Here is a 16,598-nt window from a genome sequence, read left to right on the forward strand (position 1 = left end):
AATTTCAATGCTATTTTTGCTTTAGTGCTATCTCAAGCCCGCCATCGCAAAACCATAACTACTCTCATGCCTTTCTCCTGACTAAATCTTCTTCTATCAACTCTGCTAAACTATCGACCACTTGCTGCGGTTGACAGTCATAGATGTTCTCTCCATGATTATAGCCATAGCTGACCACAATACAATCAATACCTGCTCGTCTTGCTGCTTCCACATCATTACTTGAGTCACCAATCATCAATGTTTCTGACGCAGTGGTATTTTGCTGTTGTATACAATACAACAATGGTAATGGATGGGGCTTTCTTTCAGCTAAACTGTCTCCACCGATCACCATTTCAAAATAAGGGCTTAAAGCCAAAACATCTAGAATACCTTTCGCTAAGCGTTCAGGTTTATTCGTCACGCATGCCATTGAGATCTGCTGATTTTGGCAATATTCTAAAAACGCTAAAACACCCGAATACACCGTTGTATTTACACATAATTCTTGAGCATACACTTTTACAAATGTAGTTAATAATTGTGCTAGCTGATGCGGGTCCACCTCATCAAACAAATATTCCAATACAGTCTCACAAAGTTTGGCAGCACCTTTACCTACCCAAGCCCTAATTTGCTGCTCTGTGACTGGTGCTAGGTTAAGCTCTTCTAGACTAAGATTCATTGCTCGATATAAATCAGCAGCTGAATCTACTAGCGTTCCATCAAGATCAAATAAAATAAGACTACGATGCTGTAACTGCGCAACTGCCATAATAGGTTTACTCAAAAATAAAAAAAGCATGTTAGAGACAAACCCAAAAAACTTTGGATGCAGCTCAAAACATGCTTAATTGTAAAAGTTTAATATAATTATTTAAAGAATAGCCAAGCAATTACAGCCAGAATGATCAGCACAACAATTGAAATCAAACCAACTGAAGCATTTTTTTGCTGCTCTTGTACTTCTGCAACTCTAGACACAGGCTCTTCAACCGCGACAGGCTGTGGATCAGCAATAGCCTGAACATTCACACCTTCTGGAATTGGAGCTGGTTTTGGAATATTCACTTGTTGTGGCATTCCATCACGATTCACAGGTTCAGCCGCTCTCTCAGCAAGACTCGGCATGCCTTGATCATGTGCCGCTACCGCAACAGGCTCAATTTCTATCTGCGGCAAATCTTTTTCAATCTCAACGGGTGCCAATACTGAGAACATAAAACTGGCGAATTGCAAAATATCGCCATCATGTAGCTCAGTTTCTTGTTCAATTTTTAAATCATTAATAAAAGTGCCATTTGAAGAGTTTAGATCTTGCACCCAAAGTTGCTGACCTTTTAGCACCAATGCAGCATGACGACGAGAAATATCTGCTGATTGCAATAAAACATCCGCATCTTGATGACGCCCAACCAGCATGTCACCTTCAACGTTAATTTCCTGCCCCGTAAATTCACCTGTAATGGCTTGTAATTTCCAAGTCATAGATGCTCTATCCTTATCATAATTTCTTTCAATCATAACATTTTGACATATGCGCTTCTGTTCATCTACTGTGAAGAGGCTGGACGAATCGTTGTAGTCGTTACCGTGCTTTTGCTACGTTCAGTTGCTTTCGCTGGCAATAGCACCGTTTTCTTTTGCACTTGCGGCTCCACAACAACCACCGGCGTTGTTACAACCACTGTTTCTTTTTGCGCGGCTGTTGGCACTTTTTGGTACGGCGAAGTCACTGTTTTTGCTTGCTGACTATAAATATCTTCAACATTTTCTGGCAACTTTGCAAAATTACCATTTTTATCCATAGAGAGCTGCAAACTATACAGCTGATTATAACGTTGCTGAGAAAGACGACGCACATCATTCGCATCCCCGACTATCGTAGGATGTATAAACACCAACAGATTACGTTTGATATTACTACGCGCATCAGCACGGAATAAACGCCCAAGATATGGAATACTGCTCAACCCAGGAACACCTTGACGTGATAATGAAGTATTGTCCGCTATCAAACCACCCAATACGACAGTTTGCCCATGTTCAGCAAGCACTGCCGTTTTGATGGCACGCTTATTGGTGACTAGATCTGTTGCCTGACCTTTATTATTCTGGACATCCGAAACCTCCTGTTCAACCTCAAGGCGAACCGTACCATTCTCACCAATATGCGGAATCACTTTCAAGGTAACACCCACGTCTTTACGCTCAACGGTTGTGTAAGGATTTATTGTACTGTTTCCTGTGGTCGCAACTGAACCTGTCACAAAAGGAACATTTTGACCAACAACGATATAAGCTTCTTCATTGTCCATGGTCACAATCGAAGGTGTAGACAAGAAGTTTGATTTGGTATTGGTCTTCAAGGCTTGTATCAGAGCGCCATAAGCTTTACGTGAGTTTTCAAAGTTCCCCACTCCAAACGTCGCGCCATTGCCTTTATTGGCATCACCAGCAATCGCTGCTGCTGCACCACTTGCGCCACCCGTAGCATAACCTGCCGCAATAGATGCCAGACTTGCACCTACATTACTAAAGCTCAGAAGACCTACACCACTACTTAAATCACCTAATGCCCATTGAATCCCCAATTGATCAGCATCATCTCCTGAGACTTCAATAATTGCCGCTTCAATCAAGACTTGTTGACGACGAATATCTAATTGTTGAATGGCAGCTTCAACTTCTCTCATCAACTGCGGATCGGCTTTGACCACCAATGCATTTTGGGTTGGGTCAGCAATAATACTAATACCTGCACTATTAAAGCTAGTAATTGCCGAGTTTTGACCGTTGTTTGAATTACTATTTAAATTTATTGAAGGTGTCGAAACAGATGAACTACTTGATGAACTTGAGTTTTGATTATTGGAAGTCAGATTATTGATCGAGTTTGATCGATTAGCGCTATTGTTATTAGATGAGGAAGATGAAGAAGCAGATTGTCCTGTTACCAAGCCTTGTAAAATCTCAGCTAAGTTTTTTGCACTCGCATACTTCAAACGAAAGACTTTTAAACCACCCAACCGATCAGCCGATGGCACGTCCAACATCTCAATCATTTGACGTAAGCGTTTACGCGAATCTGGGTCACCTTTAATCAAAATACGGTTGGTTCGATTATCCGCAATAATACGAACACGTGAACCGATAAAGTCTTTAGATGCACCGGTCGCACTCATTGTTTCAAGTAAGCCAATAATTTCTTCAGCCTGACTCGACTGTAAATTAACAGCTTCAATATCATTTTGACCAGTACCATCTAAGTTACGGACGATATTTTCCAATTGATAAATGTTGGTTGCACGATCAGAAACAATCAGCGCATTGGTTCCTGCCACTGCAGCCAAATGTGCAAACTGTGGCATTAAAGGACGTAATGCAGGAATTAAATCATTTGGATTCGTGTTTTGTAGCCATATAACACGCGTTACGATCTGATCACCACCCGCTCGGCTTCGCGAATCATAGGGAATGCCTGAGTTTTTCGCATTGCTATCTGGAACAAGTTTTACTGTATTTCCAGAGGGTAATGCCACAACGCCATTCACATTAAGAACACCTAAAAAGAGATCATAGACCTCATCTTTATTTAGGGGCTTATTAGAGATAACCGTAACATTTCCACGTACACGAGGATCAACCGCAAAGTTCTTACCTGTTATATCAGCAACTTCATTAATGAATGCCGTCAAATCGGCATCACGTAGATTAATCTTCCATGTTTGTGCTTGCACATTGGTACTGATTGTCGCAACCAAAGGCGCTGCGGCAAGTAATGCCCAAAGTGGACGTTGATGATTTAATAAAGCCATAACCTGCACTTATTCCTAACTTTTATGGTGACGTGTTATCACTAAAAACTCTGTTGTATGGTCATCACTTGATCACCACGTTTTATTTCTATTTTGGCGTGTCCCTCACGACGTACTTGCTCTAATAATTGTACTTCGCTTAGTCCTTGTCCAATTGTCTGACCATTGATCGATAGAATACGATCACCCGAGCGTAAACCCAAAGTATTTTTTAAACCAGAGGGTGTTCGATCTGATATTTCGTAACCTTCCGAACCACCACTTACGCCCATATTCTTCAAATATTGCTCACGATTGTCCTGCATTTGTTGAATCGCTTGCCCTAATGCAGACTGAGTAGAGTTTTGAGCTGGCGTTGGCGCCTGTGTCTGAGATGGCACATTATTTTCATTATTTAAGATAGGTGTTATCGGTTGATACAACCCATTTTCCAAGCCCTTAAATTTCACTTCACGTGTGGCACCATTACCTTGCTTTAATACCACATGGTCCCAATACACTTCTGCAAGTTGGTATGAAGTCGAGCCTACATTTTCCCCAACACGGTAACGTTCAGCTTTATCATCCAACTTAATCACAGCCGAAGACAAATAGCTTGGATAGCCAATCAACACACCTTGTAATTCTAAATTGACATTATCTTGTGCTGATGCCATTGCAGGCTCATTAAATAAGGCAAATGAGCTGATATTCGGTACTTGAGCTTGTTGTGAACCTAATTCAACTCGTTCGAACTGCATCGGCTGTGGCGGAGCAATCACCCACCAAAATAAAGAAGCCAACTTCCAACATAACCACAGAATCAATAAAGCAAGTACCAATGCACTTAGCTTATCTACTTTCTGCCAACGAAATTGCTGCATTTTTTGCGTGATCGCTTTCATTAGAAACCACCTTGTAACAAAGGTTGGCGTGAACTAATGACATAGGTATCTAGCCCTGCTTTACCTTGATAAGATGGAATATTTAACAGCATTCTCTGTGTCAGCTGTACATCTAGCATGAGATTGGCATCTAAACTAAGGTTTGCCATTTTTTGGCTACGCTGATCACGCGCATCGATTTGCAACTGACCATTTTCATCTTTTATTTCAGCTGCCAGTGAAGGCATATTCATACGATCTTGGCGTTGCCCAAAAGTATAGCTCAGAGGTCCACCACCCCAATTTAATTTACCTTCGGATGCACTAAAACCTTTTTCTTTTTGATAGTTAAATTGCACATCCTTCAATTGGATGGCATTTTCAGGCCATTGCCAATTTGCAAAAAATTTTAAGGTTTCAGGTGAAATCTCACCCTGCAAATCTTTGATCATGATTTTTTGACCTAGACCATAAGCAAAAACACCATTGAATTGCGTATTACCGCTATGAATATCAAGATTTGCACCTAACCGAAATAAAAACAAATCAAGAGGGCGGGTTTTCCAATGCACGGAACCACGCAACTGACCACTTTGCCAATCCGCTTGACCCTGCCAAATATTTCCGCTGACATTATGTAATATTTGATTATTTTTTGAAAATTTCGCAATTAGCCATGTTGCTGGTATTTGTAAAATAATAAAAATTAAAAATGCAAAAATGGCGAAAATCCACCACTTCCATTGCTTGGTATTTTTTTTCATTCCACCCTTACCAACATGCAAATTATCATCCTTTTTTGAGACACTCGCCCCCTGAATGACATTATGCATACTTTTTCGACATCGCCAATTCTCTCATATAAAAAAACCAAGCTTTTTAAGCTTGGCTTTTATTAAAGGATAAAATCATCTTGTGACAAAACGATGACTTTAAAACTTGCTTAGATTAAGAAATCTTCAAGTTTGGCACCTTTTTCTAATTCAGCGACTAACCAGCGCGGTTGTTTACCACGACCAGTCCAAGTCTCTTCTGTATTACTTTTATTGCGGTAACGCGGCTCTACAGCTTTACGCGTTGTTTTTTTGCGTTTTTGTTCACCAAGCTCTAAAAGCTCTTCAACACTAAAACCTACAGCTTCAGCAATCGCAATAATTTGATTATATGCATCTTCAATTGCTTGGTCTTTTTTGCTTGCAATTAAAGCTTCTGCTTCTACCTGTAAACGTTTTAGATCTTCTACAGATAAATCACTAATATCTGGTTTCATCAGAACCACTCCAACTCAAAGGGGAAATATCACTCAAAAATAAAATGAATTCAAAATTCACCCCTATACTATTTATATAACATTCATTAATCAATATTAACCCAACTGATTTAATCGCAATTAATGCCAAAACATCATCATATTTACAATAAAACAAAAAAAATGTCTCACAGAGTATTTATATTTTATTTATCTCCAAATTATAAAAGCATATTATTGAAATACTCTAAATATTAAATCCAGCTTAATTCTATAATTATATTAAACACCCAACCCTAAGCAATGAACTTTATTTGAATTGATTTCAGACAAAGCTCATTATAAAACTCATACGCTATAATTTAAAAATAGACATAATAGTCTTTATAATAATTATACATTTAGATGATGTTCAGCAGATTGCTCAAGTTGAATAATCCGTTCTCTAATATTGTCAGGAATCAATATTTTTTTTGAGTTTTGCTTATCTACACAAACCATGACGGCTTCTGCAGTTGCTACGATTTGATCTTGTGCTTCGCTCCATAAAATATAACTCATGCGAAATGCACTATTTCTTAATTCCTCAATACGCGCACCAATATGCAGCACATCAGGATAAAAAACAGGACTTAAATATTTACACTGACTAGAAGAGACCACAGTCAATATATCTTCATCAAAGATTTTTAAAGCTGTTAGGTAAGTAATACGTGCACTTTCAACATAACGATAATACTGAACATTATTGACATGCCCAAATGCATCCATATCACCCCACGCTACATTTTGAACATGTACCACAGGAAAGACAGACAGTTCTTTCATATTTCACTCAAATCTTAAAATTAAGAAAATTGACATCATTTTCAAAGATTAAATTCAACTGCTTGATTAAATCCATATTATCACCAAGCACTGATTTAATTCTTAGGTAACTCATTAAAATATTATCAGGATATAAAGTTAATAACTGTTCAGCTGCATCTACACGCTGTGTTGCCATATAAATATGCCATTTTGCAAATGCAAGCATTGGAACACTTGTATAACGTTGTTCCAACTGAATAATCCGCTGTTCAACATAAGCATAATCTGGAATTTGTTTAAGTAATTGTTGTTGAAACCATAAATAGAACACTTCAGGATCAAACTGTTCTTGTAGTAAATGCAAGGCTAAGTCTTCGTGTTGCAAGCTCATTTCTGGCATGCGTGCCAATATCTTTAGCCATAAAACTTTACTGCTATAGGGGCGATTTTGTATTTCACTCTGCAAAGCTAAATAACGTTGTTGTAATGAACTTAAATCATCAACTGAAGCTTGGTCAAATTGAATTAATAGCTGTTGCAGCCACAAGTCACGATGTTCGGCATCCAACAACCCATATTGAATGGTTTGCAAAAATAACCACGGCTTTTGTAGAGCAAGTTTCCCCCATAATGCCGTAATTCGATGTTGATAAGCTGTTTCAATTTCTAACAACCAAGGCGAGAGTTGATGCTGTGCTAGGAACTCCAAATGAGTCAATGCTTTTTCAGTTTCTTGCTGCTCAAGAAAAATATCGATTCGCTGTAATTCTGCTAACTCAAATGCCATAGGTGCTGATTGATCTAAGCAATTGAGTGCTGCTACATAATCTCCATTTTTATAGTCAAATTGCGCTTCAATAATATTGCTGAGTAAACCCGACTGAGTAAAAACACGCTCAATAAATACTTGTTGATCTTTTGCAGCATCTAACAGCCAAACAATACCTAATTGCTCATAAGGGTGCAGATTTTTAAACTGTAAAACAGTGTCATTTTTGCGCTGTACCTTGGCAAAGTAACGTCGACCAAAATGCCACAACAACTGCGCAAATAAACTAATAACAATAAATAATGTCAGTAATCCGAGGACATTACTTTGAAACTGCCAATCGCGCAGAATGATATAAACGTATCCACTACCATAGCCATAACTAGCAACGGCAAATAATGCAAAAAGCAAAAGACTAAAAAATAAATAGGTCAGCAATAATTTTTTCATCATCAACTACCCCAACAGACTTAAAGTTGTAAGTTTCGGAGCAGGCTGTAATGGAAGATTTAAAAGCTTCTCTAGGCGCAATTTAAGCTGTTGAGTATTTCGATCTGGCAAACCTTGAAGTAGTTGTAAAACCTCTTGAACAGATTTCTTGTATTCAAGCATTTGACCTTCATGCAAAGCTTGAGATGCAAGCAGCAAACGCAATTGAGCCTCTTTCAGCACAAGACCTCGATTAATCAAATCGGGTGAATCACGTTGCACCTTTTCCAGTTTAAACCAATGCCACCATGCATTATTTTCATTCTTTTGAATTTTTATTGTTGGATTTTGAATTTCATCCGCCAGCTTTTGGTCTAACTGCTGCAATATATTATCTAACTGCTGTTGTTGCTGAGTTTGTGCCAATACATATTGCTGAATGGCTTGTTTATCTTGCTCTAAAGCTTTAATTAAACTTTGTTGCAGTGCAGGTGAAACTGCATACTTCAAAACCTGCTGTTGTGCCTGATTTAAATGATCGATTGCATACAAAAATTGCTGCTGATCTAATGCAAATTGAACCAGTTCAAGCTGTTGTTTCACTAAAAGAACAGGTGATAATGTGGTTTGATTTATTGTTGTATTCACATCCTTAGCATTCTCAACATTCAAATCGGCATTTTGCCCTTGACGCTGCAACGCCACCAATTGATCATTCAGTAATGCAGACCGTTGTTCGGTTTGGCTAAGTTGTTGTTGTATTTGAGGAACAATCTGAGAATATTGAGCAACATCATAACTGAGCTTAGCTAACCATAATAAGCTGAGTAGCAATATTAGATAAACAATCTTTCTCATACATTTCCCTGCCAATCTTTCATGCGTTGAATAATCTCTAAAGCAGATAAACTTTCAAGCTGAATAATGTTAACTGTCTTACTCAGTTTAGATTGAGTATGCTCTACAATTTTACGGAGTCGCTCTCCCAAAACGAGATAAATCCATTCAACGTCTATTATTTTTTTTTCGCAAAGTTGTTGCCAATTATTCCAACTGGCTTCGCTCGTGATAAGCACCACAATCTGTTGACCCGAACTCGCTTTGGCACAGATATTTACAAACTGAGTTTGGCTTGCTACAGGGCATTCACGGCGATAAAGTACAAAATTCAAAACGACAACACCTTGCTGTTGTAGTTGTTGCATCATAAATTGCCGTCCACCCAAACCACGCCAAAAAGCAATTTTCTGCACATTTTTTTGCTGTTTGAGAATGGGTAATTCAAGCATGCCTTCTGAAGTTTCAACTTCAGGTACAACAGCACGAATATGAAACTTTGCCAAAGCTTGTGCTGTCGTTTGCCCTACTGCAATCCATTGAATATGAATTAATTGATCTAGGTGTATTCCTGCACGCTGCAAATAGCGCATCCCCACATCTACAGCAGTCGGACTTACCACAACGATCACCTGTACTTGCTCAAGCTGTTGATAAAGTTGCTGTAGAACATCATTCCACGGCTCATCAACCAATTCAAGCAAGGGCAAATTTTCTACTTCATAACCCGCATTTGAGAGCGCCTGAGTCAAACTGACTGCACGGTCTTCAGGTCGAGTATTTATAAAAAGCATTAATACAAAGCTTTTAACAACTCACCAGCGCCTTGCGCTAGTAACCGTTGTGCAAGTTGTTCACCTAATTGCTCTGCTTCATCAGCTGAGCCTTCAAGCGTTTCTTTCAGTAAGGTTTTACCATCAACACTTCCAACCCGCCCTTCTATTTTGAGCTGGGCATTGACCAATGTTGCATAACCCGCAATTGGAACTTGGCATCCGCCTTCCAAATAAGCATTGAACGCACGTTCAGCACGAACACAAATTGAGGTTTCTTGGTGTTGCAAAGGCTGGATTAAGGCTAATAGTTCATGATCGTTTTCACGGCACTCAAGACCTAAAGCACCTTGACCCACTGCTGGCAAACTAACGACAGGATCAAGGCTATGACGAATTCGATCTGCCAACCCTAAACGCTTTAAACCAGCACTTGCCAAGATAATTGCATCATACAAACCATCATCAAGTTTAGACAAACGAGTACCCACATTGCCTCGTAAGTCAATAATCTCTAAATCAGGTCGTAGCTGTAAGATTTGACATTTACGGCGTAAACTTGATGTTCCAACTTTGGCACCTAAAGGCAATTCATCAAAATTTGAATATTGATTTGATACGAAAGCATCCAAAGGATCTTCACGTTCACAAATCACAGCCAAGCTAAGATTTTCAGGTAAGTGCATCGGCACGTCTTTCATCGAATGAACAGCCAAATCAGCACGTCCGTCTAAAAGAGCAGCCTCTAGTTCTTTAACAAATAATCCTTTACCACCAATTTTAGCTAAAGGTGTATCTAGAATTTTATCGCCTTGAGTGACAAACTTAACTAATTCAACCGTTAAATCTGGATAAAGTTCGTTTAAACGAAAACGAATATGTTCTGCTTGCCAAAGCGCAAGCGGACTTTGTCTAGTCGCAATTTTTAGGGTTTTCATAAATCTAAGTTAAGTATTGATCAACACAATTCCTCCAAACTTAACTTGATCCCCTAAAATTGCAAGTAAAAATTCATAAAGTGCTCATTCATTCAGTTAAAAAGAAGAGATTTACAATTGATGCATGCACTCTCTTAAGCTCGGCAAATGTCGGCGACTGACTGACAGTCGCTCTTCAAGCTCTCGCAATCTGACTTGATACTGACCAGCAGCAATGAGCTCTAAACCCTCTAAGTAGTCTAGTGAAACCAATGCATTACGATGAATTCGAATAAAACGGTCAGAAAACTCAAACTCTAAGTCTTTTAAAGTCTCATCAATTAAAACACTGCCATTTTTATGACGAACAGTGACATATTTTTGATCCGCTAAAAAATAATAAACATTTTCCAATGGAATCAGTTCTACTCCGCGATATGTTTTCGCAGCAATTTGATGGCGTTGAGTTTTAGTATCGTACATATCGTCTTGTTGTTTTAAACCAGTCATTTGTGCTTGGGTTAATTGAGTTAAATGGTTAAACACCTGTTCTAAGTCTTGTTGTGCAACAGGTTTAAGCAAATAGCCTTGTGCTTGAAATTTAAATGCTTCCAATGCATGTTGATCATATGCTGTACAAAAAATAATAGCAGGTCTTGGATTTAAATGACGGAGCTGTTCAGCACACTCCAAACCATTCATTCCCGGCATCTGAATATCTAATAACACAACATCAGGTGAATCATTTTCAATATGATTTAACACATCTTGCCCATGATGCGCTGTCGCTATCACTTCGTGCCCCATTTGGGTCACCAAACGTGATAAACGCTCTACTGCGAGAGGTTCATCATCAGCAATCAGAACTTTCATCCTCTCCTCCTTGTCACCGTTAACTTCATCCATAATTTTTATGGTTAACTGGGTTTATTATTTTACTCGATAATGGTAATTCACCACTGTGGTATAGAACGACTGTCCCCCGTATACCTGAAACTTTACTGTTCGCCCATAATAGGCTTGCAAGCGTTGTTTCACATTTTCTATTGCAATACCATTTCCCTTTTTCGATTTTATTGTATCGTGAGAATATGGGTTAGTAATGACTATACTGACCTGATTTTGCAATATTTCAACCAATACAGTGATTGTCGATGGTCGCAAAAACGTTTCAACACCATGAAAAATACTATTCTCTAGCAAAGGTTGCAATGTTAATAATGGAATCGTGGCACGTTTTAATTCAATTGGCGTAGCTTGTATGTTCCACTCTACGGTCAAACGCTCTCCCAAACGCATCTTTTCAATACTTAAATATTGCTGACAGAGATCAATTTCTTCAGCCAAACTCACCAGCTTGAGTTCTTGAAAACTCGCTCGAAATAATCGAGATAAATTAATCAACATATTTTCAGCTTTGTCAGAATCAATCGCAATCAAACTCACCACACTATTTAAGCTATTAAATAGAAAATGCGGATGAATACGTGCCTGCATTGCTTGAATACGCGCATTTAATTCACTGTATTGCTGATTGAGCCATCTTTCTCGCATATATAAATAACGCAAACAAAACGCACCCAGCAATACTCCATAACCTAAATTTAAACTGGTGCCATGGAACAATATTGCGTCTGAGAATTGCCCTCGATCCAACGACCAGTATTGTATTATATTTACAGCACAAGTCGTAAATAAAACAATCAGTTGAAGTAAAATAAAACCTAAAATCAAAGCCAGTTTTTGGCTAAATTTGGCGAAAAACTCTTGAAAATAGTCAACAAGTGCTGAAAAGGACAAAATAACCCAGTTAATAAAAAACATATATTGCAACACACGAATACTTTCTAAGGCTTGCCATGACTGTGCTTCAGCCAAAGCGAGAACCATTGCTAGAACATTACTCGCAACAATTAATTCCAATAAGTGTTGCCATTGCCCGATTTTCGTAAAAAAATAGGAGCCTGACGCATTCATATGACGTGTTTGCGATAACTTCTTGCGTCGAGTTTCGGCAACTGCGTTTGGATTTGCTATACTCTTTTTTATTTTGCTGAGCCGCCATGACCACATCTTCTCAATCCTCTTCTACAGCAAGCCCTAATCAAACCTCAGGAATGTGGGGCGGTCGCTTCTCAGAAGCAACAGATGCATTTGTTGCTGAATTTACCGCATCTGTGCAATTTGACCAACGTTTTTATAAACAAGATATTGCAGGCTCGATTGCTCATGCAACCATGCTTGCTAAAGTTGGTGTACTGACTGAAGCTGAACGTGATGACATCATTCAAGGTTTAACGACCATTCAAGCAGAAATTGAAGCGGGCAATTTTGAATGGCGTATTGATTTAGAAGATGTACATATGAATATTGAGTCTCGCTTGACTCAACGTATTGGTATCACAGGTAAAAAACTACATACAGGTCGTAGCCGTAATGACCAAGTTGCGACGGATATTCGCTTATATTTACGCGATGAAATTGACGACATTTTGACAATTTTACAGCGCCTACAACAAGGTATTTTGCAACTAGCAAGCAAGAATACCAACACGATTATGCCAGGCTTCACTCATTTACAAACGGCTCAACCCGTTACTTTTGGTCATCATTTACTGGCTTGGTTTGAAATGCTAGTCCGTGATACAGAACGTTTGCAAGATTGTCGTAAGCGTGTAAATCGTATGCCATTAGGTTCAGCTGCATTGGCTGGGACAACCTATCCAATTGATCGCGCTTATACTGCTGAACTTTTAGGTTTTGAAGCGGTATCTGAAAACTCACTTGATGCTGTTTCGGATCGTGACTTTGCTATTGAGTTCAATGCAGCAGCCGCATTGATCATGATGCACTTATCACGTATGTCTGAAGAACTCATTTTATGGACTTCAGCTCAATTCAAGTTTGTGAATATTCCTGATCGCTTCTGCACAGGCTCTTCAATCATGCCACAAAAGAAAAATCCAGATGTACCAGAACTCATTCGTGGTAAATCCGGTCGCGTTTTTGGTGATTTGATCAGTTTACTGACGTTGATGAAAGGTCAGCCATTGGCTTATAACAAAGATAACCAAGAAGACAAAGAGCCTTTATTCGATGCCATTGATACAGTGCGTGGCTCGTTGATGGCATTTGCTGACATGATCCCTGCATTAGTTCCTAATATTGCAATTATGCGCGAGGCAGCATTACGTGGATTCTCTACTGCAACTGACCTTGCTGATTATCTTGTAAAAAATGGTGTCGCATTCCGTGATGCCCATGAAATTGTAGGTAAAGCTGTTGCTTTAGGTGTTGCTGAAGACAAAGATCTTTCTGAATTAACACTTGAACAATTACAACAGTTCTCTGATTTGATTCAAGCTGATGTATTTGACAAAGCGCTCACGCTTGAAGCTTCTGTCAATGCACGTGATCATATTGGTGGAACAGCGCCAAAACAGGTAGAAGCTGCAATTGCTCGCGCCCATACTCGCCTAGAACAGCTATACGCATAAGGATGAATCATGACTAGACAAGTATTTTGCCGTAAATACAAACAAGAACTTGAGGGTTTAGACTTTGCACCATTTCCAGGTGTAAAAGGTCAAGAGTTCTTTGACAATGTATCTAAACAAGCTTGGCAAGAATGGTTAAAACATCAGACGACACTGATTAACGAAAAGCGTTTAAATGTATTTGAACCTGATGCCAAGAAGTTTCTTGAAGAACAACGTGAGAAATTCTTTAACAATGATGAAAGCGTTGAAAAAGCTGAAGGTTGGACTGAAGAGAAATAAGAAATATTCCTCTATTCCTGAAAAAAAAGAGCTGTTTTCAGCTCTTTTTTTACGTGATATTTACACAAGTAATAAAGCATTACAGAGTATACACACTTGTCTACATGACAGCTCTGGCGATTACTCATATATTAGAAAGCAGAAGGACAAAGAGATAGTTTGATATCTCAACAATGCATGATATTTCTCTCCCAGACTTTTCCCCCGAAGTCTGGGATTTTTTTATTCTTGGATTCAAAAAACCGCAAAATAATTTTGCGGTTTAAACTGAGATCAATTGAATAATTTATTTTTGATTCACTTTTTGCTCAATCTCTTCAATACTGGTATGTCGAACATCCATACCCTTTGCCATGTAAATCACTTGCTCAGAAATATTACGCGCATGATCACCAATACGCTCTAATGAACGAAGCACCCACATCACGTTGATCACGCGAGCAATATGGCGTGGATCTTCAATCATATAGGTCATAAGGGTACGAGTCGCTGATTGATACTCACGATCAATATCTACGTCTGCCATTACAACTTTTAAAGCCTGATCAACATCTAAACGCGCAAACGCATCTAAAGCATCATGGATCATGACACGAACCTGATTACCAATATGACGCGTTTCCATGTAACCACGAGGTGACTCGCCTTCTTCGCACAAGTTCTGCGCGATTCGAGCAATTTTTGCAGCTTCATCTCCAATACGCTCAAGATCAGTATTGGCTTTACTCATCGCAATCACCATACGTAGATCAATTGCCGCTGGGTGACGACGAGCTAAAATCAAGGTCAAACCTTCATCTATATCTCGCTCATATTGATTGACAACGTTATCTTTGAACTGAACATCAATGGCCAAATTTGCATCAGTATCTAATAAAGCATGGATTGCATTGGCAACCTGCTGCTCTACCAATCCTCCCATGGTCATAAATTTGGTATGTACATCTTGTAAGTCTTCATTAAATTGTGAAGAAATATGGTGACTTAACACAGGGTTACTTGGACTCACAGTATGCCTCCACTAGACACATGGAAAAATGATTGGTGATTTAAACATAAGAATGATGAAACTTTTATGACAGCTAATCTATTGATTTCATCTTTATACTTCAACTCCTATAATCATGCCGCGATAACAACTTATATCCAAGAACTTATTATGCGTATTTTTACCCTTTGTATCATAAGCAGTATCTTATTATCAGGCTGCCAAAAACCAACAGAATCTATTAATGAACAAGCTAAACAAAAAAATGTATCTCAAGATAGTTGTCAAAACTTAGATCAAGCAATGCAAAAAATGAATGAGAACAGCACTATTGAGACATTAGACAAAATCAATGCACAACTCAAACAGTGTGTTAGTAAGGTCAAATCTCCTCAACAACTCAAGTGGTTAAATGCTTCGACCAAAATGTATCACCGTTTTCTTAAATCAGATACAGATGAGCTCAGTTCCACCGCATTTGGTGATTACACATACAGCATTTTGGAAAATAAAGATAATAATCTCGATCAAAGCATATCAACTGCTCTTCAAGGTGATCCTGAACTATTTAAAAAACTAGGTAAACGTGATCAGTATTTATTGAAACATCAAGGACAAGCCTATATAGAATTTCAATATATCGGAGAAGGTATATTTGAATATCGTAGGCAACCACAATATATCTTAGATATATTTGCGCGAGCCTTACCTAAAGATCAACAGATTTTTATGCACCGCATGGCAAAGGATAATCAAGAGCCACTCTATAATGACTCTGCTCTCGCTGTATCATGGGCTGAATTGGTCGAAAGAGCATTATTTTGGGAAAAATATTTAAAACAATATTCCAATGCAACATTTAAAGCAGATGCACAGAATTTGTTTAATGAATACCGCTATTTAATTTTCTTTGGCTCTGATAACACACCTGTTTCTGATCTTTTTTTTAAAGATGAATGGATTGATAAGGAGGCTTTAATCGAAATTCAAAAGTTAGCCAAAAAGCAAGATACCACTCTACAGATCCCTGCCCAAAAATTTCTCAATTTTATTCAATTTTCTACTGATGAACACAATCAAGTGATGGGCACTAACGACTCACCGCATGTACTGTTGCAACAATTTTTAGGTCTAAAAAACATTTGGGCAACAGACAATAAAAAAGACTGTCATCGAGATGCTATTTGCACTGAAGTAGAGTACAACTAAAGAATTTAAGCTAAAAATCTGTTAGTCTAAATGCCTAGCTTGACGGAGCGCAGTTAATAAACTGCTGAGATTATCTTAATCGCAAGATTTAAAGATGAGTACCGTTGAACCTGATCAGGTTAACACCTGCGTAGGAATCAAGCCCAACAAAAGCCTCGCCTTTATTTATCAAAGA

At 38.6% G+C, this 16,598-nt stretch carries 17 protein-coding genes and 1 riboswitch; of the genes, 3 read left to right on the forward strand and 14 right to left on the reverse strand.

Features of this window, described 5'->3' with window-relative positions:
• Positions 1-64: 64 nt before the first annotated feature.
• From NGC85_RS15420 to NGC85_RS15480, 13 genes are all read right to left on the reverse strand, one after another.
• Positions 65-757, reverse strand: a complete 693-nt coding sequence (locus NGC85_RS15420; RefSeq protein ID WP_254732241.1) for a phosphoglycolate phosphatase — start codon at positions 755-757, stop codon at positions 65-67.
• 98 nt (positions 758-855) lie between these two features.
• Positions 856-1,470 carry an FHA domain-containing protein gene (locus NGC85_RS15425; RefSeq protein ID WP_254732243.1) on the reverse strand — a complete coding sequence of 205 codons (615 nt, stop codon included), beginning with the start codon at positions 1,468-1,470 and terminating at the stop codon, positions 856-858.
• A gap of 65 nt (positions 1,471-1,535) precedes the next feature.
• Positions 1,536-3,800 (reverse strand): type II secretion system secretin GspD, encoded by a 2,265-nt coding sequence (gene gspD / locus NGC85_RS15430; RefSeq protein ID WP_254732245.1) that lies wholly within the window; start codon positions 3,798-3,800, stop codon positions 1,536-1,538.
• A gap of 41 nt (positions 3,801-3,841) precedes the next feature.
• Positions 3,842-4,684, reverse strand: coding sequence for a type II secretion system protein N (locus NGC85_RS15435; protein ID WP_254732247.1), 843 nt, complete (start codon positions 4,682-4,684; stop codon positions 3,842-3,844).
• The gene (gene gspN, locus NGC85_RS15440) at positions 4,684-5,427 is read right to left on the reverse strand and encodes a type II secretion system protein N (protein ID WP_254805622.1); all 744 of its coding nucleotides are present in this window, start codon (positions 5,425-5,427) and stop codon (positions 4,684-4,686) included. The genes NGC85_RS15435 and gspN overlap by 1 nt, the downstream gene beginning before the upstream one ends.
• A 179-nt stretch (positions 5,428-5,606) precedes the next feature.
• Positions 5,607-5,933, reverse strand: coding sequence for an H-NS family nucleoid-associated regulatory protein (locus NGC85_RS15445; RefSeq protein WP_005050884.1), 327 nt, complete (start codon positions 5,931-5,933; stop codon positions 5,607-5,609).
• A gap of 372 nt (positions 5,934-6,305) precedes the next feature.
• Positions 6,306-6,740, reverse strand: a complete 435-nt coding sequence (locus tag NGC85_RS15450) for a thioesterase family protein (protein ID WP_005060977.1) — start codon at positions 6,738-6,740, stop codon at positions 6,306-6,308.
• A gap of 7 nt (positions 6,741-6,747) precedes the next feature.
• Positions 6,748-7,941 carry a hypothetical protein gene (locus tag NGC85_RS15455; protein ID WP_034710976.1) on the reverse strand — a complete coding sequence of 398 codons (1,194 nt, stop codon included), beginning with the start codon at positions 7,939-7,941 and terminating at the stop codon, positions 6,748-6,750.
• A 6-nt stretch (positions 7,942-7,947) separates the two neighbouring features.
• On the reverse strand, positions 7,948-8,778 hold the full coding sequence (locus NGC85_RS15460) for a hypothetical protein (RefSeq protein ID WP_005050878.1): 831 nt from the start codon (positions 8,776-8,778) through the stop codon (positions 7,948-7,950).
• Positions 8,775-9,551 carry a uroporphyrinogen-III synthase gene (locus tag NGC85_RS15465; protein WP_254732249.1) on the reverse strand — a complete coding sequence of 259 codons (777 nt, stop codon included), beginning with the start codon at positions 9,549-9,551 and terminating at the stop codon, positions 8,775-8,777. Before NGC85_RS15465 ends, NGC85_RS15460 begins: the two co-directional genes overlap by 4 nt.
• Positions 9,551-10,468, reverse strand: a complete 918-nt coding sequence (gene hemC / locus NGC85_RS15470; RefSeq protein WP_005060970.1) for a hydroxymethylbilane synthase — start codon at positions 10,466-10,468, stop codon at positions 9,551-9,553. Before hemC ends, NGC85_RS15465 begins: the two co-directional genes overlap by 1 nt.
• Positions 10,469-10,579: 111 nt before the next feature.
• On the reverse strand, positions 10,580-11,320 hold the full coding sequence (locus NGC85_RS15475; RefSeq protein ID WP_005050871.1) for a LytTR family DNA-binding domain-containing protein: 741 nt from the start codon (positions 11,318-11,320) through the stop codon (positions 10,580-10,582).
• A 57-nt stretch (positions 11,321-11,377) separates the two neighbouring features.
• Complete coding sequence (locus tag NGC85_RS15480) at positions 11,378-12,520, reverse strand: sensor histidine kinase (protein WP_254732251.1); 1,143 nt, start codon at positions 12,518-12,520, stop codon at positions 11,378-11,380.
• Here NGC85_RS15480 and argH point away from each other — a divergent pair.
• Together argH and NGC85_RS15490 are read left to right on the forward strand one after the other, a co-directional pair.
• On the forward strand, positions 12,511-13,944 hold the full coding sequence (gene argH, locus NGC85_RS15485; RefSeq protein WP_254732252.1) for an argininosuccinate lyase: 1,434 nt from the start codon (positions 12,511-12,513) through the stop codon (positions 13,942-13,944). The genes NGC85_RS15480 and argH overlap by 10 nt on opposite strands.
• Positions 13,945-13,953: 9 nt before the next feature.
• Positions 13,954-14,226, forward strand: coding sequence for an oxidative damage protection protein (locus NGC85_RS15490; protein WP_254732253.1), 273 nt, complete (start codon positions 13,954-13,956; stop codon positions 14,224-14,226).
• Between the two features lie 286 nt (positions 14,227-14,512).
• On the opposite strand, the gene phoU is transcribed toward NGC85_RS15490, so the two are convergent.
• On the reverse strand, positions 14,513-15,235 hold the full coding sequence (phoU, locus tag NGC85_RS15495; RefSeq protein ID WP_005050862.1) for a phosphate signaling complex protein PhoU: 723 nt from the start codon (positions 15,233-15,235) through the stop codon (positions 14,513-14,515).
• Positions 15,236-15,385: 150 nt separating this feature from the next.
• Between phoU and NGC85_RS15500 the strand changes: the two genes are divergently transcribed.
• The gene (locus NGC85_RS15500) at positions 15,386-16,423 is read left to right on the forward strand and encodes a hypothetical protein (protein WP_254732254.1); all 1,038 of its coding nucleotides are present in this window, start codon (positions 15,386-15,388) and stop codon (positions 16,421-16,423) included.
• A gap of 33 nt (positions 16,424-16,456) precedes the next feature.
• Positions 16,457-16,577: riboswitch (TPP riboswitch) on the forward strand.
• Positions 16,578-16,598 lie beyond the last annotated feature (21 nt).

Origin of the sequence: Acinetobacter sp. Z1, assembly GCF_024296945.1 — a bacterium.
Taxonomy (GTDB): Bacteria; Pseudomonadota; Gammaproteobacteria; order Pseudomonadales; family Moraxellaceae; genus Acinetobacter; species Acinetobacter beijerinckii.

Excerpts from the sequence above, each read along its gene's own strand:
- hemC (WP_005060970.1), bottom strand. The coding sequence starts at position 10,468 with ATGAAAACCCTAAAAATTGCGACTAGACAAAGTCCGCTTGCGCTTTGG.
- gspN (WP_254805622.1), bottom strand. The coding sequence starts at position 5,427 with ATGAAAAAAAATACCAAGCAATGGAAGTGGTGGATTTTCGCCATTTTT.
- NGC85_RS15475 (WP_005050871.1), bottom strand. The coding sequence starts at position 11,320 with ATGAAAGTTCTGATTGCTGATGATGAACCTCTCGCAGTAGAGCGTTTA.
- gspD (WP_254732245.1), bottom strand. The coding sequence starts at position 3,800 with ATGGCTTTATTAAATCATCAACGTCCACTTTGGGCATTACTTGCCGCA.
- NGC85_RS15450 (WP_005060977.1), bottom strand. The coding sequence starts at position 6,740 with ATGAAAGAACTGTCTGTCTTTCCTGTGGTACATGTTCAAAATGTAGCG.
- NGC85_RS15420 (WP_254732241.1), bottom strand. The coding sequence starts at position 757 with ATGGCAGTTGCGCAGTTACAGCATCGTAGTCTTATTTTATTTGATCTT.
- NGC85_RS15490 (WP_254732253.1), top strand. The coding sequence starts at position 13,954 with ATGACTAGACAAGTATTTTGCCGTAAATACAAACAAGAACTTGAGGGT.
- NGC85_RS15445 (WP_005050884.1), bottom strand. The coding sequence starts at position 5,933 with ATGAAACCAGATATTAGTGATTTATCTGTAGAAGATCTAAAACGTTTA.
- NGC85_RS15500 (WP_254732254.1), top strand. The coding sequence starts at position 15,386 with ATGCGTATTTTTACCCTTTGTATCATAAGCAGTATCTTATTATCAGGC.
- NGC85_RS15425 (WP_254732243.1), bottom strand. The coding sequence starts at position 1,470 with ATGACTTGGAAATTACAAGCCATTACAGGTGAATTTACGGGGCAGGAA.
- argH (WP_254732252.1), top strand. The coding sequence starts at position 12,511 with ATGACCACATCTTCTCAATCCTCTTCTACAGCAAGCCCTAATCAAACC.
- NGC85_RS15455 (WP_034710976.1), bottom strand. The coding sequence starts at position 7,941 with ATGAAAAAATTATTGCTGACCTATTTATTTTTTAGTCTTTTGCTTTTT.
- NGC85_RS15460 (WP_005050878.1), bottom strand. The coding sequence starts at position 8,778 with ATGAGAAAGATTGTTTATCTAATATTGCTACTCAGCTTATTATGGTTA.
- NGC85_RS15480 (WP_254732251.1), bottom strand. The coding sequence starts at position 12,520 with ATGTGGTCATGGCGGCTCAGCAAAATAAAAAAGAGTATAGCAAATCCA.
- NGC85_RS15465 (WP_254732249.1), bottom strand. The coding sequence starts at position 9,551 with ATGCTTTTTATAAATACTCGACCTGAAGACCGTGCAGTCAGTTTGACT.
- NGC85_RS15435 (WP_254732247.1), bottom strand. The coding sequence starts at position 4,684 with ATGAAAGCGATCACGCAAAAAATGCAGCAATTTCGTTGGCAGAAAGTA.